Below are 18214 nucleotides of genomic sequence, written 5' to 3'. Positions count from 1 at the left end.
GTTCAAAAGGCGGATCCCAATGCTGCGAATTGCCGAAGAAGCCCTCACATTTGATGATGTTCTGCTGGTCCCCGGATATTCCGAAGTTCTCCCTCATGAGGTCAGTCTGCAGACCCAGTTGACCAAGGAGATTACCCTCAATATCCCTCTGCTGTCCTCTGCGATGGATACGGTTACTGATGCCGAGCTGGCGATCGCCATGGCTCAGGAAGGCGGTATCGGTATCATGCATAAGAACATGACGGTCGAGCAACAGGCAGCAGCGGTTCGCAAGGTCAAGAAATTCGAAAGTGGCGTAGTCAAGGACCCCATCACCGTTTCCCCGGACACCACCGTGCGGGAACTGGTTGATATCACCATGGCAAACAGTATTTCCGGTCTGCCGGTGGTTGATGGCAATGACCTGATTGGTATTGTTACCGGTCGCGATATTCGTTTTGAGAGCCGCATGGATACACCGGTGCGGGATATCATGACGCCGAAGCACAAACTGGTAACCGTGCAAGAGGGTGCCAGCCTCGATGACGTGAAGGAACTGCTGCACCGTCATCGCATCGAGAAAGTGTTAGTCGTCAACGACAACTTCCAGTTGCGCGGCCTGATTACCGTCAAGGATATTCAGAAGGCCAAGGACTACCCGCTCGCCTGCAAGGATGACCAGGGTCGACTGCGTGTTGGGGCTGCAGTGAGCACTGGCGGTGACACCGAGGCGCGCATTTCGGCGCTTGCGGAGGCCGGCGTGGATGTGATCGTGATCGATACCGCCCACGGTCATTCCAGAGGCGTTATTGATCGGGTTCGCTGGGCGAAGCAGAACTTCCCGGAAGTTCAGGTAATCGGCGGTAACATTGCCACTTCTGACGCCGCGATTGCCTTGGCTGAGGCTGGTGCGGATGCGGTTAAGGTCGGCATCGGGCCCGGTTCCATTTGCACCACTCGTATCGTGGCGGGCATCGGTGTCCCGCAAATTTCAGCCGTTTCCAATGTTGCAGCGGCACTGAAAGACCGGGGGGTTCCGCTGATTGCTGACGGTGGTATTCGATTCTCCGGCGATATTGCCAAGGCCATCGCTGCTGGCGCCCACAGTGTCATGATTGGCAGCCTGCTGGCCGGCACCGACGAAGCTCCGGGCGAGGTTGAGCTGTTCCAGGGGCGCAGCTACAAGGCATACCGCGGCATGGGTTCCATCGGCGCGATGGGGCAGGGCTCCAGCGACCGCTACTTCCAGGACGCGAGTAAGGGAATCGAGAAGCTGGTTCCCGAGGGTATTGAAGGACGTGTCGCCTGCAAGGGCCCCATGCGGAACATCGTTCACCAGCTTATTGGTGGTTTGCGCGCTTCCATGGGCTACACCGGTAGCGCCACCATGGAAGAAATGCGCACCAAGCCGGAATTTGTGCGCATTACCAATGCTGGCATGCGTGAGAGTCACGTGCACGATGTGACCATCACCAAGGAAGCCCCGAACTACCGTATCGGCTAACACTGGCTCTACCCCAACGCGGCTCCCATGGAGCCGCGTTATTTATTTCTGACCCGAGGACTCCATGGCCCAGAACATTCATGACCACCGCATCCTGATTCTCGATTTCGGTTCCCAGTACACCCAGTTGATCGCGCGCCGGGTACGGGAAATCGGCGTTTATTGTGAAATCAAGGCGTTCGATATCACCGATGAAGAGCTTGATGAGTTCAACCCAAAGGGCATTATCCTTGCCGGCGGTCCCGAATCAGTTACCCAACTGGGTGGGCCGCGAGCACCGGAAGGCCTCTTTGAGCGTGGAATTCCCATTCTGGGTATCTGTTATGGCATGCAGACCATGGCGGAGCAGCTCGGGGGGCGTGTAGCCAGTTCCGAGAAGCGCGAGTTCGGCTATGCACAGGTGAAAGTCCGCGCGGCCGGTCCGCTGCTGCAGGATATTACCGATCATCTGACCGGCACCGGGGATACTCTGCTGGATGTCTGGATGAGCCATGGTGACAAGGTCGTGGTCATGCCCGAAGGGTTTGAGCTGCTGGCTTCCACGGAAAGCGCTCCGATTGCTGCGATGCAGGATCTCAGCCGAAATCTCTTCGGCGTGCAGTTCCATCCGGAGGTTACCCATACCTTGCAGGGCAAACGCATTCTCGAACATTTCATCCTCAATATCTGCCAGTGTGAGGCGCTCTGGACGCCGGCCAAGATCGTGGATGATGCAGTACGTCAGATTCGTGAGCAGGTCGGCTCCGACAAGGTTCTTCTGGGGCTGTCAGGCGGTGTGGATTCCTCCGTGACTGCAGCACTGCTCCACAAGGCTATCGGCGAACAACTGACCTGTGTCTTTGTGGATAACGGACTGTTGCGCCTGCATGAAGGTGATCAGGTCATGGACATGTTTGCCAGCAACATGGGCGTCAAGGTTATCCGGGTGGATGCTGAGGATCTGTTCCTGTCCAAGCTCAAGGGCGTGAGCGATCCCGAGCAGAAGCGCAAGATCATAGGTAACACCTTTATCGACGTGTTCGATGAAGAGGCCACGACCATCAAGGATGTGAACTGGCTGGCGCAGGGCACCATCTACCCGGACGTCATCGAGTCCGCCGCGTCGAAAACCGGCAAGGCGCACGTGATCAAGTCGCACCACAACGTTGGTGGTCTGCCTGAAACCATGAAGCTCAAGCTCGTCGAGCCACTGCGTGAGTTGTTCAAGGATGAAGTTCGCCGAATCGGCCTTGAGTTGGGCTTGCCCTATGACATGGTCTACCGCCACCCGTTCCCGGGACCGGGGCTGGGCGTGCGTATTCTGGGCGAGGTCAAGAAGGAGTACGCGGATATCCTGCGCCGGGCCGATGCAATTTTCCTCGAGGAGTTGCACAGGGCCGACCTTTATCACAAGACGAGTCAGGCTTTTGCCGTCTTCCTGCCGGTGAAATCCGTTGGTGTGGTTGGCGATGCCCGTCGGTACGAGTACGTCGTTGCCCTGCGTGCTGTCGAAACCATCGACTTCATGACCGCGCGGTGGGCCCACTTGCCCTATGATCTGCTGGAAACCGTCTCCAATCGCATCATCAACGAAATTACCGGTGTTTCCCGGGTGACCTACGACGTCTCGTCCAAGCCGCCTGCAACCATTGAGTGGGAGTGATCGCCGGGCATGCATCCGCTAGCAGAGCCTGATGCGACAGACGAACACTGGATGGGACGAGCGCTTGAATTGGCGGCTCAGGCTGCCAGCGTTGGCGAGGTTCCGGTTGGCGCCGTGGTGGTGCTGGACGGTCAAGAGGTGGGAGCAGGCTTCAATGCCCCGATTTCCCAGTGCGATCCCACTGCTCATGCTGAAATACGGGCCCTGCGTGATGCTGCCGCCCGACTGGGAAATTACCGTTTGTCGGGCGCGGTGCTTTATGTAACGCTGGAACCTTGCACAATGTGTGTCGGTGCGATTGTGCACAGCCGCATCAGTCGGCTGGTCTATGGAGCTCCGGAGCCCAAGGCCGGGGCTGTAGAGTCGGCGCGTCGGACGCTGGAAGAACCCCATTTCAACTGGGAAGTGGCGGTAGTGTCCGGAGTGCTTGAGCGTCGCTGCAGCAAGATTATCAGCGGCTTTTTTAGCGCGCGGCGGAAAGAGATCCGGCAAAAGCGTAATCAGTCTTCAGGGAAGGAGTAAATCTACGTCATGAAAGTGCTAGTTACCGGTGGAGCAGGTTATATCGGCAGCCATGTTGTACGTCAGCTGGGGCAGGCTGGGCACGACATCGTCGTCCTCGACAATCTCTCGACCGGGTATCGCTGGGCGGTGACAGCCGGGGAGCTCATCGTTGGCGACTTGGCCGACGAGGCCGTGATCGAAGAAGTCTTTGCAAACCACAGGTTCGACGCGATACTGCACTTCGCCGCCAATATCGTGGTGCCCGAGTCGGTCGCCAATCCCCTCAAGTACTACAGCAATAACACCCGTAACACCCTGAACCTTCTGCAGGCCGTGGAAAGGCATCAGGTCCCCTACATGGTGTTTTCATCCACCGCAGCAGTTTATGGCATGCCGGACGAGACCGTCCTGACGGAAGATATGCCACTGGCGCCAATCAACCCCTACGGCGCTTCCAAGATGATGAGCGAGCGGATGATCATGGATCTGGCTGCCGCTTCCGACCTCAACTACGTGATTCTTCGCTACTTCAATGTGGCGGGTGCAAACCCCGATGGATTGCTGGGTCAGGCAACGCCTGAGGCAACCCATTTGATCAAGGTTGCCTGTGAGTGCGTGACCGGCCAGAGAGAGGGGATGAGTGTGTTCGGCACGGACTATGATACCCGTGACGGCACCTGTGTACGGGATTACATCCATGTGGAAGATCTGGCCAAGGCCCATGTCATGGCGCTCGACTATATGGCCCGGGGTGGAGAGTCCAGGGTGCTGAACTGTGGGTATGGTCGGGGATTCACGGTTAATGAGGTAATCGACGTCGTCAAGAGGCAGTCCGGCGTCGATTTCCCGGTTGCCGAGACCGGTCGTCGTACCGGCGATCCGGAGGCCTTGATGGCCGATAATGCGCGGATCAGGCAAACGCTTGGCTGGACTCCGAACTACGACAACCTCGAAACCATTGTCGGGACTGCGCTGGCCTGGGAAGCCATCTGGCAGAAGCGTAAAGATTCTCCAAGCTGAGAGCTGAAATTCTTGTCTTAACAGTATCAGGATTGAATGGATGAAAATTACGATTTTTGGTACCGGGTACGTTGGTTTGGTGACTGGCGCGTGCCTGGCGGATGTGGGGCATCATGTCCTGTGCATGGATGTCGATAAGGCCAAGATCGATAAACTTGAGAATGGTCAGATCCCGATCTACGAACCCGGCCTCAAGGCGATCGTCAATCATACGGTTGAAGCCGGGCGGCTGGCATTTACCACGGATACTGAAAAAGCGGTCAGGCACGGTACCCTGCAGTTTATCGCGGTGGGCACGCCTCCCGATGAAGACGGCTCGGCAGACCTGCAGTATGTTACCGCGGTTGCCCGTGCCATCGGGCAGTACATGGATGATTACAAGGTGGTGGTCGACAAATCCACCGTGCCCGTGGGAACCGCGGATAAAGTGCGGGCTGCCTTGCGTGCCGAACTGGATAGCCGAAATCTTGAGCTCGAATTTGATGTGGTTTCTAACCCCGAGTTCCTCAAGGAAGGGGCTGCCATCAATGATTTTATGAAGCCGGACCGGATTGTAGTGGGTACCGACAGTGACAGGGCTGCGGAGCTTCTGCGGGAAGTCTATTATCCGTTCAACCGGTCACGGGACCGGATGATCTTCATGGATGTCCGGTCGGCAGAGCTAACCAAGTACGCTGCGAACGCCATGCTTGCGACCAAGATCAGCTTCATGAACGAGGTTGCCAATCTGGCTGAACGTCTCGGTGCGGACATCGAGGCGGTGCGTCAGGGCATCGGATCGGACCCTCGCATCGGTTACCACTTCATCTATCCGGGTTGTGGCTACGGCGGCTCCTGTTTCCCCAAGGACGTACAGGCACTCTCCCGCACCGCCCGCGACTGCGATTACGACGCTCGTCTGCTGAATGCCGTCGAGTCGGTGAATTACGCGCAGAAACATGTTCTGTTCGACAAGGTTTCCCATTATTTCCGGGGAAACCTGAGCGGAAAGGTCGTAGCGTTGTGGGGCCTGGCATTCAAGCCCAACACCGATGACATGCGGGAAGCCTCTTCGCGGACCCTGATGGAAGATCTTTGGAAAGCGGGGGCCACAGTGCAGGCGTTCGATCCGGAGGCAATGGAAGAGACCCAGCGTATCTATGGTGATCGAGATGGGCTGACGCTGTGCGGAACCAAAGAGCAGGCCCTTAAAGGGGCGGATGTTCTTGCGATCTGTACTGAATGGAAGGAATTCCGCTCCCCGGACTTTGATGTGGTCGCGTCGGCTCTGCGAGAGCCTGCGGTGTTTGATGGACGGAATCTCTACGAACCCGAAATGCTGGAGCGCTATGGCCTGATCTACTACGCCATAGGGCGGGGCAGAAATCAGTTCCATACGGTGTGATTATGAGTCAGGTGCCGGAGTTTCAGCTTCACCAGCGTTTGGCGGCGGACACCATCGGACTGGGGTTCAGTCAACTGTGCGTGATTCGACTGATGAACGATCGCACCTGGCCCTGGTTGCTGTTGGTGCCGGCTGTTGGCGGTATCCGGGAGATCTTCGAGTTGAGTGATTCGCAGCAGCAACGCCTGATGCACGAGTCGTCAACCCTGAGTCGCGGCATGATGGAGCTGTTCTCGGGTGACAAGATGAACGTTGCCGCTCTTGGCAATATGGTGCCCCAGCTTCATCTGCATCACATTGTGCGTTTTGAGGGGGATCCGGCCTGGCCTGGTCCGGTTTGGGGTGTGCGGCCGCCAGTGCCCTATAATGACGAGGAGTCGGAAGTCGTCCGGGAGCAACTTGCCCCGGTTCTGGCGCGTTTGAGGTAGGCGGTTAAAAAAGCCCGCCATGATGGCGGGCGAAAAGCTACCTGGAAAGGTAACGACTCAACAATGGAAGGTGTATCGTCTTCCAGACCAGATCACGTAAGGATTCCCGAAAAGGTTCCAAAACCCTCAAGTTTTTTGTGGCGGCTTTCTGCGCGCCAGTGTCTGTGATCCGACCAGGATCATTCTCAGTTCTGTTTTGAGCTTAACCTTCAATTCGTCCCGTTCCCTGTTCGTCGCGTCCAGTGCTTCCGCGCCCTGATTGAAGACCAGGGTAACCATGGCTTCCGCCACCAGGCGCGAATCCGACAGGGGTTTGCCCTGTTCCTCGGCAACGCGATGAAGATCGTCCGCCAGTTCCGTCACGAAGTGGTCAATCTCCGCCTTGATCGCGGTCCGGAAGGGCTTGGATACTCCGGTGCGCTCCCGGAGCATCAGCCGGAAGAGGTTGGCGTTATTGCCGAGGTACTCCATAAAGGTTTCCACCGATGTGGATATGGCACTCCCGTCCCGGGCAATTCGCTTGCGGGCCTGGCGCATCAATTGGCGCAGGGCCACCCCGCCCTCGTCGACCAACGCAAGGCCCAGTTCGTCCAGCTCTGAAAAATGGCGGTAGAACGAGGTGGGCGCAATTCCCGCTTCCCGGGCAACTTCACGCAGGCTCAGGCTGCCAAAGCCTCGATCGGCGCTCAATTGGGCGAGGGCAGCATCCATCAGTGCGCGACGGGTACGAAGTTTCTGCTCGGCTCTGGACGACAAGTTAGGCTCCAATTACTGCGTGAACGGTGCATTCTAGCGATCTGTCGACGGTGAGTCATCCGGACGCGGAGTACGCCGAGAATGACGCCTGATTTTCAGCGTCATTGTGTTTATAATGGGCGGCTTTTCCAGTATGGTCGCCACGTCTTTTTTGCGGCCCAATTTTTTGCAGCAAAGTGAGCCAAGCCTGCTTGCTTGCCAGACATTAAGCACACATCAGATACAACGGGAACCGGTATGCGCAGTCATTATTGCGGTGGGATCAACGAATCCCACATCGATCAGGAAGTCACACTCTGCGGATGGGTACATCGCCGCCGTGATCACGGTGGTGTTATTTTCCTTGATCTGCGGGATCGGGATGGTATCTCCCAGGTGGTTGTAGACCCCGACACTCCAGAAAGCTTTGCCCTGGCGGAAAAAGTTCGCAGCGAGTTCGTTATCAAAGTGACTGGCCGGGTTCGCCGTCGCCCTGCGGGTACCGAAAACAGCAACATGCCTACGGGCCAGGTTGAGCTTCTTGGCAAGAAGTTGGACATCCTCAATGCGGCTGCCACACCGCCGTTCCCGCTGGACGAGCACGTGGATGTGGGCGAGGACGTGCGCCTGCGTTACCGTTTCGTAGACCTGCGACGCCCGGAAATGATCAACCGCATGCGGTTCCGGTCACGCGTGACCAGTTACATTCGAAACTATCTGGACGGCAACGGTTTCATGGACGTGGAAACTCCGATACTGACCCGCGCCACTCCCGAAGGTGCCCGTGACTACCTGGTTCCGAGCCGTACCCACGAAGGCTCCTTCTTCGCCTTGCCCCAGTCTCCTCAGCTGTTCAAGCAGTTGCTGATGGTGTCGGGCGTTGACCGGTACTACCAGATCGCCAAGTGCTTCCGTGACGAAGACCTCCGGGCAGATCGTCAGCCGGAATTCACCCAGGTGGATATTGAGGCCTCGTTCATCGACGAGGAAACCCTGATGGGGCTCAATGAGGACATGATCCGGTCCCTGTTCAAGGATGTGCTCGACGTCGAACTGCCAAGCTTCCCTCGCATGCCGCATTCCGAGGCTATGCAGCGGTATGGAAGTGACAAGCCGGACCTCCGTATCCCGCTGGAACTGATTGATGTGGCGGATCTGGTTGAAAACGTGGACTTCAAGGTTTTTGCCGGCCCTGCCAGGGACCCCAAAGGCCGTGTGGCCGCGCTGCGGGTGCCGAAAGGCGGCGATCTGACCCGTAAACAGATCGATGACTATACCAAGTTTGTTGGTATCTACGGGGCGAAGGGGCTGGCCTACATCAAGGTGAATGATCTGTCCAAGGGTGTTGAAGGCCTGCAGTCACCGATCATCAAGTTCCTGGGTGACGACGTCGCTCAGGCCGTAATGGAGCGCGTGGGTGCCGAGGACGGAGATATTGTCTTCTTCGGTGCAGACAAGACCACGGTTGTTAATGAGGCGCTGGGTGCACTGCGTATCAAGGTCGGCCATGACCTGGATATGCTCACGAGCGAGTGGGCGCCGCTCTGGGTTGTTGATTTCCCGATGTTCGAGGAAACTCCGGATGGCGGTCTGACCGCGATTCACCATCCCTTCACGGCACCATCCTGCAGTGCGGATGAACTTGCCGCCAACCCGGCAACTGCGCTTTCTCGGGCCTATGACATGGTGCTGAACGGTACCGAGCTGGGTGGCGGTTCCATCCGTATCCACGATGAAAAGATGCAGGAGACCGTCTTCCGCATCCTGGGTATCGAAGAGGAAGAGGCGCGCGCCAAGTTCGGGTTCCTTCTGGACGCTCTGAAGTTCGGTTGTCCGCCTCACGGTGGCCTGGCCTTTGGCCTGGACCGTCTGGTCATGCTGATGACCGGGGCTTCATCCATTCGTGATGTCATTGCGTTCCCGAAAACCCAGAGTGCCACCTGTCTGATGACTCAGGCTCCGGGCGAAGTGGATGACCAGCAGTTGCGCGAGCTGCACATTCGCCGGAGAAAGTCTGCCAAAGCGGTGGAAGGCAACAAGGCCGGAAGTGAGAACGCGGCAGGCGAGTAAATTCTGAGCGCCGGGGCGCGCCTGGCTTCGCGCCCCCGGTCAGAGCTGGAGTTGTTTTATGGCTGGTCACAGTAAATGGGCCAACATCAAACACCGCAAGGCAGCTCAAGATGCCAAGCGGGGTAAAATCTTCACCAAAATTATCCGTGAGCTGACCGTCGCCGCCCGCCAGGGCGGAGGCAATCCCGAAGACAATCCGCGGTTAAGGGCGGTGATCGACAAGGCGCTCACGGCCAACATGAAGAAGGACACCATCGAGCGTGCCGTCGAGCGGGGTGCTGGAGGTGGTGATGACAGCAACTACGAAGAGCTCACCTACGAGGGCTATGGTCCGGGCGGTGTGGCCATTTTCGTGGAAGCAATGACCGACAACAAGAACCGCACCGTGGCGGAAATCCGGCACGCCTTCAGCAAGATGGGAGGCAATCTCGGTACCGACGGTTCGGTGGCCTATCTTTTCAGCAAGCAGGGTATCATCAGCTACGGGCCGGACGTGTCCGAGGAGACGCTGATGGAGGCCGCCTTGAAGGCCGGGGCTGAGGATCTGGCGGAGCAGGATGACGGCTCCTTCGAGATTGTCACCACCCCCGAACAGTTTCTGGACATCAAGGAAGCGCTGGTGACCGCCGGGCTCAAACCTGACAGCGCGGCAGTGACTATGGTGCCGGCGACCTGGGTCGAACTGGACCGCGACGGCGCGGAAACCATTCTCAAGCTGATCGATATGCTGGAAGACCTTGATGACGTCCAGAACGTTTATCACAACGCCGATATTTCCGGTGACATCATGGATTCGCTCTGAAGCGACAGGGGTATCGATTTGCCGATCATTCTGGGTGTAGACCCCGGATCGAGGATCACCGGTTTCGGAATTATCCGCGCCGATGGCCGTAATATTGAGTATATTGATAGCGGCTGTATTCGTGTCGGCGAAAAGCCAATGGCGGAGCGCCTCCAGACGATTTTTCACAGTCTCGCGACCCTCATCGGTGAATATCGTCCTGAAGAGTTCGCCATCGAGCAGGTGTTCATGGCACGAAACCCGGATTCTGCACTGAAGCTGGGGCAGGCTCGAGGTGCGGCCATTGTCAGTGCCGCCAACAGTGGGCTGGCCGTTCACGAATACTCCGCCCGTCAGGTCAAGCAGGCAGTCGTCGGAAAGGGTGGCGCGGATAAGTCGCAGGTTCAGCATATGGTTCAGGCCTTGTTGGCCCTTTCCCGGAAACCCCAGGCGGATGCGGCCGATGCTCTTGCCATTGCGCTGTGTCACGCGCACATGAGCCAGAGCGTGCTCAGGGTCGCCGGCGCAGGAGGCAAGGTCCGAGGCGGTCGAATGCGACAAAAATAACCCGCTCTCAGGAGCGACAGGAGAGTCCCTTTGCTAGGTCGTATCCGAGGAATACTGGTTGAAAAAGCACCCGGTCAGGCATTGGTGGAGTGCGCCGGACTGGGCTATGAAGTTGATATCCCTTTCACCACTTTCTTTCATCTCCCCGAAACCGGTCAGGAAGTGACCCTCCATACCCATTTTGCGGTCCGCGAGGACGCCCATAGCTTATATGGCTTTGCATCACGCCTTGATCGCGATCTTTTCCGTTTGCTTATCAAGGTTAATGGCGTGGGGCCCAAGCTGGCGGTTGGTATTCTCTCCGGCCTGGATGCCGAGCAGTTTATCCGGTGTGTAGAGGCGCGTGATGCCAATGCGCTGGTCAAGTTGCCGGGCGTCGGGAAGAAAACAGCAGAGCGCCTGCTTATTGAAATGACCGATCGGATAGGGCAACTTGAAGGACAATTCGTGCCCACGTCGCAAGATGCGACAGGATCGGGTATGGCAGGTCAGAAGTTGCCGATGCGGGGTCAGGATCCCAGAGACGAGGCGGAGGCGGCTCTCATTGCGCTGGGGTACAAGCCTCAGGAGGCAGCCAAAGCGATCAGCAAGGTCGCCGAGGATGGCATGTCGAGCGAAGCGCTGATCAGGCTCGCCTTGCGCAATATGATTCCGGCTTGATCAACCCGAGCCTGATATGTCGCCGGTATGGCACCAAACCTGTAGAGAGCGTAACGTGACACCCCTTGGACTGTTTGTACAATTGGGGCAACGATTTAACTCTGACGCAAGCGCTAAGGCACGATGTTGATTCCTAACAAACGGATGATGCCATGATCGAATCCGACCGACTGATCTCAGCCCGGGCCGGTGAATACGAAGAGGTGCAGGATCGGGCGATTCGTCCCACCTTGCTGACCGAGTATGTCGGACAGCCAGCGGTTCGTGAGCAGATGGATATTTTTATCTCTGCCGCCCGTGGCCGTCAGGAAGCGCTTGATCACGTTCTGATTTTCGGCCCGCCGGGCCTTGGCAAGACCACGTTGGCCAACATAATCGCCAACGAAATGGGCGTTTCGATCAAAACGACGTCCGGGCCAGTGCTGGAGAAAGCCGGCGATCTTGCTGCCATGCTTACCAATCTGGAAGAGGGCGACGTCCTCTTTATCGACGAAATTCATCGCCTCAGCGCCGCCGTGGAAGAAGTTCTGTATCCCGCAATGGAAGACTACCAGCTGGATATCATGATTGGTGAAGGGCCGGCGGCGCGCTCAATAAAACTGGATTTGCCGCCGTTTACCCTTGTGGGCGCAACGACGCGAGCGGGCCTGTTGACCTCACCGTTGCGGGATCGTTTTGGCATTGTCCAGCGTCTGGAGTTTTACAACACCGAGGACCTGACCAGCATCATTATACGGTCGGCCCGTCTGTCCTCGGTGCATATCGACGAAGCGGGTGCATTTGAGATCGCAAGACGCTCCCGGGGGACGCCGCGAATCGCGAATCGCTTGCTGCGCCGTGTTCGCGATTTCGCCGAGGTGCGTTCTGATGGTCACATCAACTCGGATATCGCAGATCAGGCACTGAATATGCTCAAAGTGGACGGCCAGGGCTTCGATCACATGGATCGTCGCCTGCTGCTCGCCATGATTGAAAAATTCGAGGGTGGTCCGGTGGGAGTCGAGAGTCTCGCCGCGGCAATCAGTGAGGAGCGAGGCACCATTGAGGATGTACTCGAACCCTTCCTGATACAGCAGGGGTACATGGTTCGAACGCCCCGAGGACGCATGGTTACCTCCAATGCCTATCAGCATTTTGGGGTGGTACCGAAAAAGTCCGGGCGGGAGGACGACCTTTTTGGCTGATCCTCAGGAACGTCGTGTTTTTGAGCTGCCGGTCCGCGTCTATATCGAAGACACGGATGCGGGGGGCATCGTGTTCCATGCCAAATACCTGCACTACATGGAGAGAGCCCGCACAGAATGGGTTCGTAGCTGCGGCGTCGGACTGCGTGCCGGTCTGACTGAAAACATCAGCTATGTTGTCCAGCGGATGGCGATCCATTATTCGGTACCGGCCCGGCTGGACGACCAGTTGCTGGTTACCGCAGAGCCAGATGCCTTTGGGCGAGTGTGGATGGACTTTAAACAACGGGTCTTGCGCGCCGAAGATCGCACACTTCTGTGTGAGGCCGACGTTCGAGTCGCGTGTGTGGCGCTGGACAGTGGTCGCCCGCGACGATTACCCGAAAATATGCAGGCGTTGTTGAGAAGCAACGTTCAGACAACGGAATAAGCCAGGAGCAAAAGGTGGAATCAGAAGTTTCAGTCTGGTATCTCGTGTCCAACGCCGGTGTACTGGTGCAACTTGTCATGTTGCTCCTTGCCCTGGCATCCGTCATGTCCTGGGCGCTGATCTTTCAGCGCCTTCAGGTGTTTCGCAAGGCCAAGCAGTCCCAGTTGGCTTTTGAGGAGCGGTTCTGGTCCGGTATGGACCTTGGCCAGCTCTATCGCGAGGTGAACGCCGAACCGACGCCATTTTCGGGCATGGAATCGGTGTTTAGGGCCGGGTTCAAAGAATTTTCCCGTCTACGTCAGCAGAGCCGCGATGCAGATGCGGTCATGGAAGGCACGCAGCGTGCCATGCGTGTGGCCTTTTCAAGGGAACAGGAACGTCTGGAAGCCCACCTGCCGTTTCTGGCAACCGTCGGCTCGACCAGTCCCTACATCGGCCTGTTCGGTACGGTCTGGGGCATTATGAACTCGTTCCGTGGTCTGGCCCAGGTGCAGCAGGCGACACTCGCGACCGTGGCGCCGGGCATCTCGGAGGCTCTGATTGCCACGGCCATGGGCCTCTTCGCGGCCATTCCGGCGGTCATCGCCTACAACCGGTTTGCAGCGATGGCTGACGCTCTGCTCAAAAACTATGAAACCTTTGCCGAGGAATTCTCCAGTATCCTGCATCGTCGTGTTCATAACAGCGAAAAGAGTGCGGCGTAAATGCTTGTTTCTTCTAAAGGTCGGGGGGTAGCGCCATGAAGGGCATGGGAATGATGCCGCAACACCGGCGAAAGCCAATGTCGGAGATCAACGTCGTTCCCTATATCGACGTGATGCTGGTGTTGTTGGTGATATTCATGGTCACCGCGCCAATGCTGACCCAGGGGGTGAAGGTGGACTTGCCGGAAACTACTTCCGACCCCATCCAGGCCGCCAAGAATGTTGAGTCGATCGTGGTGTCCGTCGATACCAATGGCGCCTATTACGTCGAAGTGGGTGACCAGGGTAGTGATCCCATGTCTCTGGGCGAGGTCCGTGAGCAGGTTGGTAAGATTCTGTCCCAGCGTGCCAACAGTGAGATATTGGTGCGTGGTGACGAACACGTCGAATACGGGATGGTGGTTCGTCTTATGTCCGAATTGCAGGGTGCCGGGGCAAGCAGCATCGGCTTGATCACCGAAGCGCCCCTGGACGACAAGTGATACCAGTGCAGGTAGGTTTTTTGTGATAGGTCACGAGCGCGAAGTAACCAGCACTGGCGTATCGCCCTGGAAATCTCCGGTGGCAATGTCGGTAACGCTGCACCTTTTGATTATTGGTGTAGCTCTGGCGGGCTGGACGTGGACCAGTCCGGACCATGAACCGCCGCCACGCAGCATTTCGGCCAGGTTGATTACACAGCAGCAGCCGGAGCCCAGTCCCGTTGTGGAACCGGTCGATCAACCTGATCGTGAGGAAGAGAGACGTCAGGAAGAGCAAAAACGCAAGGCTGAAGAAAAGCGGAAGGCCGAGGAGCAGAGAAAGGAGCAGGCCCAACGCGAGGCAGAAAAGAAAGCCAGGGAAGAAGCAGAGCGCGAGGCACGGGAGCAGGAACGTAAACGCCAGCTGGCAGAGCAGCGGAAAAAAGAGGAAGCTGCTCAAGCAAAGGAAGCCGCGCGGCAGAAAGCCGAGGCGGAAGCGAAGGAGCGTGAGCGCAGGAAGGCCGAGGAAGAGCAGCGTCGGAAGAAGGAAGAGGCTCAGCGCAAGGCAGAAGAAGAGAAGCGTCGCCTGGAAGAGCAGCGAAAGCGGGAAGAAGCCGAACGCAAAAAGCGTGAGGAAGAAGCACGAAAGGAAGCTGAGCGAAAGCGGCTTGAGGCCGAGCGCCGTCTTAAAGAGCAACAGTTGGAGGCGCTGGCTCAGGAAGCCAGTGAGGCGCAGGAGGCTGAGGCCCGTAAGCAGGCCCAGGCGGCCGCAGCAAAGGCCCGAGAGGCGCAGATGCTAACAGAAAGCGAAAAGTATCAGGCGTTGATTCGCGAACGCCTCAGTCAGGCCTGGTATCCGCCTTCTTCGGCGACTGAAGAGATGACGGCCCGCCTGCAGATCACCCTGCTGCCAACAGGTGAATTGGCGGGTGTCAAACTGGTGGGTAGCAGTGGCAATACCGCGTTCGATAATTCCGCGCTCAGTGCGGTTCGCTCGCTGAATCGGTACCCGATCCCGGATGAGCGTGACACGTTTGAGCGGTATTTCCGTCAGTTTACAATTGAGTTCAACCCTCGCCGGTTGAGATAAGGAACGGATGACACAATGACAAAGCGGGTTTGGACTATGCCGTTACGAAAACTCTTTGCAGTGACCGCCCTGTTCATTCTGTCGGTGAACACGGTGCACGCCGAGTTATTGATCCGGATTACCGAAGGGGCTGACTCTGCGGTTCCGATCGCCGTAGTGCCGTTCTCGGAGAGTGGCGCGGTGCCTCCGGGTGATAAGGTTGGAGACATCGTTCACAGCGACCTTGCCATGAGCGGGGAATTTCGCCCGTTGCCGGCCGAAAAAATGCTGAGCCTTCCTTCCAGGCGGGAAGAGGTCTTTTTCCGGGACTGGCGTCTGCTTGGCCAGCGCTATGTGCTCGTTGGCAGCCTGACCCGAAATGGGGACAGGGTTTCGGCCCGTTACGAGTTGTTTGATGTCAATACGGAAGAGCGGTTGCTGGGTGAAACCGCAGCTGCACCTGCATCCAACATCAGGTCGCTCGCTCACCACGTGAGCGACAAGGTATACGAGGCCATCACCGGCGTGCCCGGGGCCTTCTCTACAAAGCTGGCCTACATCACGCTGGATAGATTCAATGGCAAGCCCCGTTACCGGTTGCAGGTAAGCGATGTCGATGGCAAGCGCGCCAGAATCCGGCTGGAGAGTCAGGAGCCGATCCTGTCGCCAGCTTGGTCGCCCGATGGTAAGAAGCTTGCGTATGTGTCGTTCGAAACCGGCAAGCCGGTCATCTTTGTTCACGAGCTGGCGAGCGGGAACCGGTCCGCAGTGGCCGATTTCCCGGGCCTGAATTCGGCGCCGGCCTGGTCTAATGACGGCCGGTCGTTGCTAATGACGCTGTCCAAGGACGGCAATGCAGAAATCTACCGGATGAATCTCGCCAGCCGCGAATTGACCAAAGTGACCAATCACTGGGCTATCGATACCGAAGCAAGCTGGGATCACACCGGCGACGGCCTGTTCTTCACGTCTGACCGGTCGGGCGGCCCCCAGATCTACCACAAGGAAAGCGAAAGGGCGGCTCCCCGTCGTATTACCTTTGGTAGTCGTTATAACGCCCGCCCCCGGCCTGATAATACCGGCGATTTCGTTTACTACGTGCATCAGCGGAACAGCGCGTTTCATATTGCCCGAACCAATCTTGACACCGGTGAGGAAACCATCCTTACCCGTACAGAATCCGATGAATCCCCAAGTGTCTCCCCGAACGGTCGAATGCTGATCTATGCAACCAAGCAGGGTTCAGACAGCGTGCTCACAGTGATTTCCGTCGACGGTGGTGCTGCCTACAGCCTGCCTGCGGCAGAAGGTGATGTGCGCGAACCGGCGTGGGGGCCGCTGGTGCGGTAACGGGTGCCCACAGCTGCCCGTAAAATGATTCGTTAAACAAGTCAATCAACTGAAAGGAAAGTTTTATGAAGTTGTCAGTTCAATCCAAGTTTTTTGCCGTTTTGTTGTCTGCTGGCCTCTTTGCCGGCTGTAGCTCTACCGGCGAAACCGTAGATGAGGGTGCCTACGGCTCTGATGTGGATGCTATTGATCAGGAAGGCGGTTCCACTGTCTACGGCGGCGGTGATCAGGACGGTATCTCGTCCTCCGCAATGACCGAAGAAGAGCGTATGGCAGCTCAGCAGCAGGCTGAACAGGAAGCTCTGCGCGATATCACAACGTTCTACTTCGATTTCGATACTGCAGAGATCAAGGCTGAAGCCCGTGATGTCCTGGTTGCCCATGCCCAGTTCCTGGCGAATAATCCTGGTCAGCAGGTTCGTCTTGAAGGTCATGCCGACGAGCGAGGAACCAAGGAGTACAACTTGGCGCTTGGCGAGCGCCGTGCCAACGCGATCCAGCGCTTCCTGGTAGTTAATGGCGCTTCACGCGGCCAGATGGAAACCGTAAGCTACGGTGAAGAGAAACCGGCGGTTATGGGCTCAACCGAAAGTGCCTGGGCTCAAAACCGTCGTGTGGAGCTCGTGTTCGAGTAAACATACCAGATGTCAGGAATGCCCATGAGAAAATTACTCATGGCGGCAGTGATTCTCCCGTTTGCCTTTGGGCAGACGGGAGTGGCGCTGGCGCAGTCATCTACGCAGGCTTTTCAGAACAGCAGTTCGGAAGCCCAGCGCAAGGCGAATAGCAGTCAGGCCACCGCTGAGCTGTTCTACATGATCCAGCAGTTGCAGGGCGAAGTGCGGCGCTTGCAGGGCCAGGTGGAGGAGCAGAAGTATCAGATCGATCGCCTGAAGGAGCAGGGGCGGGACCGTTACATCGATCTTGATCAGCGCATACTCGATCTTTCCGAGAAGGTCTCCGAACAACCCGCGGGTGCTGCACCGGCCGGTGGGGCGGCAGCGAGTGCGGCCGGAAATGCCGGTACCGTTACGAAGGAATACCGACAGCCCGGTGCGGAGGAGCGTAAGGAGTACGAGGCGATTCAGGATCTGATCCGGAATCAGAAAAACTATGACGAGGCTATCGGCCGGCTTTACGAGTTTATCGATAAATACCCGGAAGGCGATCTGACGGTTAATGCCTATTACTGGCTGGGTGAGGTATACCTGGTCAAGCCCCAGTTGGAGCAGGCAAAGCAGGCTTTCACCATTGTCGCCACGCGTTATCCTGATCACCGCAAGGCCCCGGATGCCGTTTACAAGTTGGGAGTTACCCTGGATCGGCTTGGTGAGAAACAGGAGGCCAAGCGACGCATGGAGACAGTGATAAGGGACTACCCGACCAGCAGTGCCGCCAATCTGGCGCAGAAGTTCCTGGACTCTTGAAACAACTGATAAGCCGCTGTGGGAGAAATGTTGAGAAACCTGAGAAAAAGGGTTGATCAACGCCAAAAAATCATTACTATATGCGCCTCGTTTGGGTCGTTAGCTCAGTTGGTAGAGCAGTTGGCTTTTAACCAATTGGTCGAAGGTTCGAATCCTTCACGACCCACCAAATTAGAGTTCCGGTGTGTGCTGAGTCACTCCGGAATCGGTCAGGGTCAAGGCGCTGATCGCCAGTTACGGGTCGTTAGCTCAGTTGGTAGAGCAGTTGGCTTTTAACCAATTGGTCGAAGGTTCGAATCCTTCACGACCCACCAA

The 18214-nt window shown here is 57.2% G+C and carries 19 protein-coding genes and 2 tRNA genes; 20 read left to right on the top strand and 1 reads right to left on the bottom strand.

What is annotated here, in order from left to right; translation table 11 throughout:
• Positions 1 to 19 precede the first annotated feature (19 nt).
• The 6 genes from guaB (at position 20) to K0B93_RS03950 (ending at position 6461) form a co-directional block, all read left to right on the top strand.
• Positions 20 to 1483 carry an IMP dehydrogenase gene (guaB, locus tag K0B93_RS03975; RefSeq protein ID WP_219865980.1) on the top strand — a complete coding sequence of 488 codons (1464 nt, stop codon included), beginning with the start codon at positions 20 to 22 and terminating at the stop codon, positions 1481 to 1483.
• 64 nt (positions 1484 to 1547) lie between these two features.
• The gene (gene guaA / locus K0B93_RS03970) at positions 1548 to 3125 is read left to right on the top strand and encodes a glutamine-hydrolyzing GMP synthase (protein WP_219865979.1); all 1578 of its coding nucleotides are present in this window, start codon (positions 1548 to 1550) and stop codon (positions 3123 to 3125) included.
• Positions 3126 to 3134: 9 nt separating this feature from the next.
• Positions 3135 to 3647 (top strand): tRNA adenosine(34) deaminase TadA, encoded by a 513-nt coding sequence (gene tadA, locus K0B93_RS03965; RefSeq protein WP_219865978.1) that lies wholly within the window; start codon positions 3135 to 3137, stop codon positions 3645 to 3647.
• Between the two features lie 9 nt (positions 3648 to 3656).
• Positions 3657 to 4649: a UDP-glucose 4-epimerase GalE gene (gene galE, locus K0B93_RS03960; protein ID WP_219865977.1), complete on the top strand. Its 993-nt coding sequence runs from the start codon at positions 3657 to 3659 to the stop codon at positions 4647 to 4649.
• Positions 4650 to 4689: 40 nt separating this feature from the next.
• On the top strand, positions 4690 to 6033 hold the full coding sequence (locus K0B93_RS03955; protein ID WP_219865976.1) for a UDP-glucose dehydrogenase family protein: 1344 nt from the start codon (positions 4690 to 4692) through the stop codon (positions 6031 to 6033).
• Positions 6034 to 6035: 2 nt separating this feature from the next.
• Positions 6036 to 6461 carry an HIT domain-containing protein gene (locus tag K0B93_RS03950; RefSeq protein WP_219865975.1) on the top strand — a complete coding sequence of 142 codons (426 nt, stop codon included), beginning with the start codon at positions 6036 to 6038 and terminating at the stop codon, positions 6459 to 6461.
• Between the two features lie 126 nt (positions 6462 to 6587).
• On the opposite strand, the gene fabR is transcribed toward K0B93_RS03950, so the two are convergent.
• Complete coding sequence (gene fabR / locus K0B93_RS03945; protein WP_219865974.1) at positions 6588 to 7217, bottom strand: HTH-type transcriptional repressor FabR; 630 nt, start codon at positions 7215 to 7217, stop codon at positions 6588 to 6590.
• A 237-nt stretch (positions 7218 to 7454) separates the two neighbouring features.
• On the opposite strand from fabR, the gene aspS reads away from it, so the two are divergent.
• From aspS to K0B93_RS03875, 14 genes are all read left to right on the top strand, one after another.
• Positions 7455 to 9266 carry an aspartate--tRNA ligase gene (gene aspS, locus K0B93_RS03940; RefSeq protein WP_219865973.1) on the top strand — a complete coding sequence of 604 codons (1812 nt, stop codon included), beginning with the start codon at positions 7455 to 7457 and terminating at the stop codon, positions 9264 to 9266.
• A 58-nt stretch (positions 9267 to 9324) separates the two neighbouring features.
• A complete protein-coding gene (locus K0B93_RS03935; RefSeq protein ID WP_219865972.1) occupies positions 9325 to 10068 on the top strand; it encodes a YebC/PmpR family DNA-binding transcriptional regulator in 744 nt (247 codons plus the stop codon).
• A gap of 18 nt (positions 10069 to 10086) precedes the next feature.
• Positions 10087 to 10614 carry a crossover junction endodeoxyribonuclease RuvC gene (ruvC, locus tag K0B93_RS03930; RefSeq protein WP_219865971.1) on the top strand — a complete coding sequence of 176 codons (528 nt, stop codon included), beginning with the start codon at positions 10087 to 10089 and terminating at the stop codon, positions 10612 to 10614.
• 30 nt (positions 10615 to 10644) lie between these two features.
• Positions 10645 to 11274, top strand: coding sequence for a Holliday junction branch migration protein RuvA (gene ruvA / locus K0B93_RS03925; RefSeq protein WP_219865970.1), 630 nt, complete (start codon positions 10645 to 10647; stop codon positions 11272 to 11274).
• Positions 11275 to 11426: 152 nt separating this feature from the next.
• Positions 11427 to 12458 (top strand): Holliday junction branch migration DNA helicase RuvB, encoded by a 1032-nt coding sequence (ruvB, locus tag K0B93_RS03920; protein ID WP_219865969.1) that lies wholly within the window; start codon positions 11427 to 11429, stop codon positions 12456 to 12458.
• On the top strand, positions 12451 to 12888 hold the full coding sequence (gene ybgC / locus K0B93_RS03915) for a tol-pal system-associated acyl-CoA thioesterase (protein WP_228743298.1): 438 nt from the start codon (positions 12451 to 12453) through the stop codon (positions 12886 to 12888). The genes ruvB and ybgC overlap by 8 nt, the downstream gene beginning before the upstream one ends.
• 14 nt (positions 12889 to 12902) lie before the next feature.
• The gene (gene tolQ, locus K0B93_RS03910; RefSeq protein WP_219865967.1) at positions 12903 to 13592 is read left to right on the top strand and encodes a protein TolQ; all 690 of its coding nucleotides are present in this window, start codon (positions 12903 to 12905) and stop codon (positions 13590 to 13592) included.
• A 35-nt stretch (positions 13593 to 13627) separates the two neighbouring features.
• Positions 13628 to 14074 (top strand): protein TolR, encoded by a 447-nt coding sequence (gene tolR, locus K0B93_RS03905; RefSeq protein WP_219865966.1) that lies wholly within the window; start codon positions 13628 to 13630, stop codon positions 14072 to 14074.
• 79 nt (positions 14075 to 14153) lie between these two features.
• Positions 14154 to 15143, top strand: coding sequence for a cell envelope integrity protein TolA (gene tolA / locus K0B93_RS03900; RefSeq protein ID WP_219868022.1), 990 nt, complete (start codon positions 14154 to 14156; stop codon positions 15141 to 15143).
• Positions 15144 to 15179: 36 nt separating this feature from the next.
• Positions 15180 to 16472, top strand: coding sequence for a Tol-Pal system beta propeller repeat protein TolB (tolB, locus tag K0B93_RS03895; RefSeq protein ID WP_228743384.1), 1293 nt, complete (start codon positions 15180 to 15182; stop codon positions 16470 to 16472).
• Between the two features lie 65 nt (positions 16473 to 16537).
• Positions 16538 to 17107, top strand: coding sequence for a peptidoglycan-associated lipoprotein Pal (pal, locus tag K0B93_RS03890; RefSeq protein ID WP_219865964.1), 570 nt, complete (start codon positions 16538 to 16540; stop codon positions 17105 to 17107).
• A 24-nt stretch (positions 17108 to 17131) separates the two neighbouring features.
• On the top strand, positions 17132 to 17899 hold the full coding sequence (ybgF, locus tag K0B93_RS03885; protein WP_219865963.1) for a tol-pal system protein YbgF: 768 nt from the start codon (positions 17132 to 17134) through the stop codon (positions 17897 to 17899).
• 93 nt (positions 17900 to 17992) lie between these two features.
• Positions 17993 to 18068: transfer RNA gene (locus K0B93_RS03880), tRNA-Lys, on the top strand.
• Positions 18069 to 18137: 69 nt separating this feature from the next.
• Positions 18138 to 18213: transfer RNA gene (locus tag K0B93_RS03875), tRNA-Lys, on the top strand.
• The last annotated feature ends 1 nt before the right edge of the window (position 18214 follow it).

It is taken from the genome of Marinobacter sp. F4218 (assembly GCF_019443085.1).
GTDB classification, from domain to species: domain Bacteria; phylum Pseudomonadota; class Gammaproteobacteria; order Pseudomonadales; family Oleiphilaceae; genus Marinobacter; species Marinobacter albus.
This window is presented reverse-complemented; position numbering and strand designations above follow the sequence as displayed.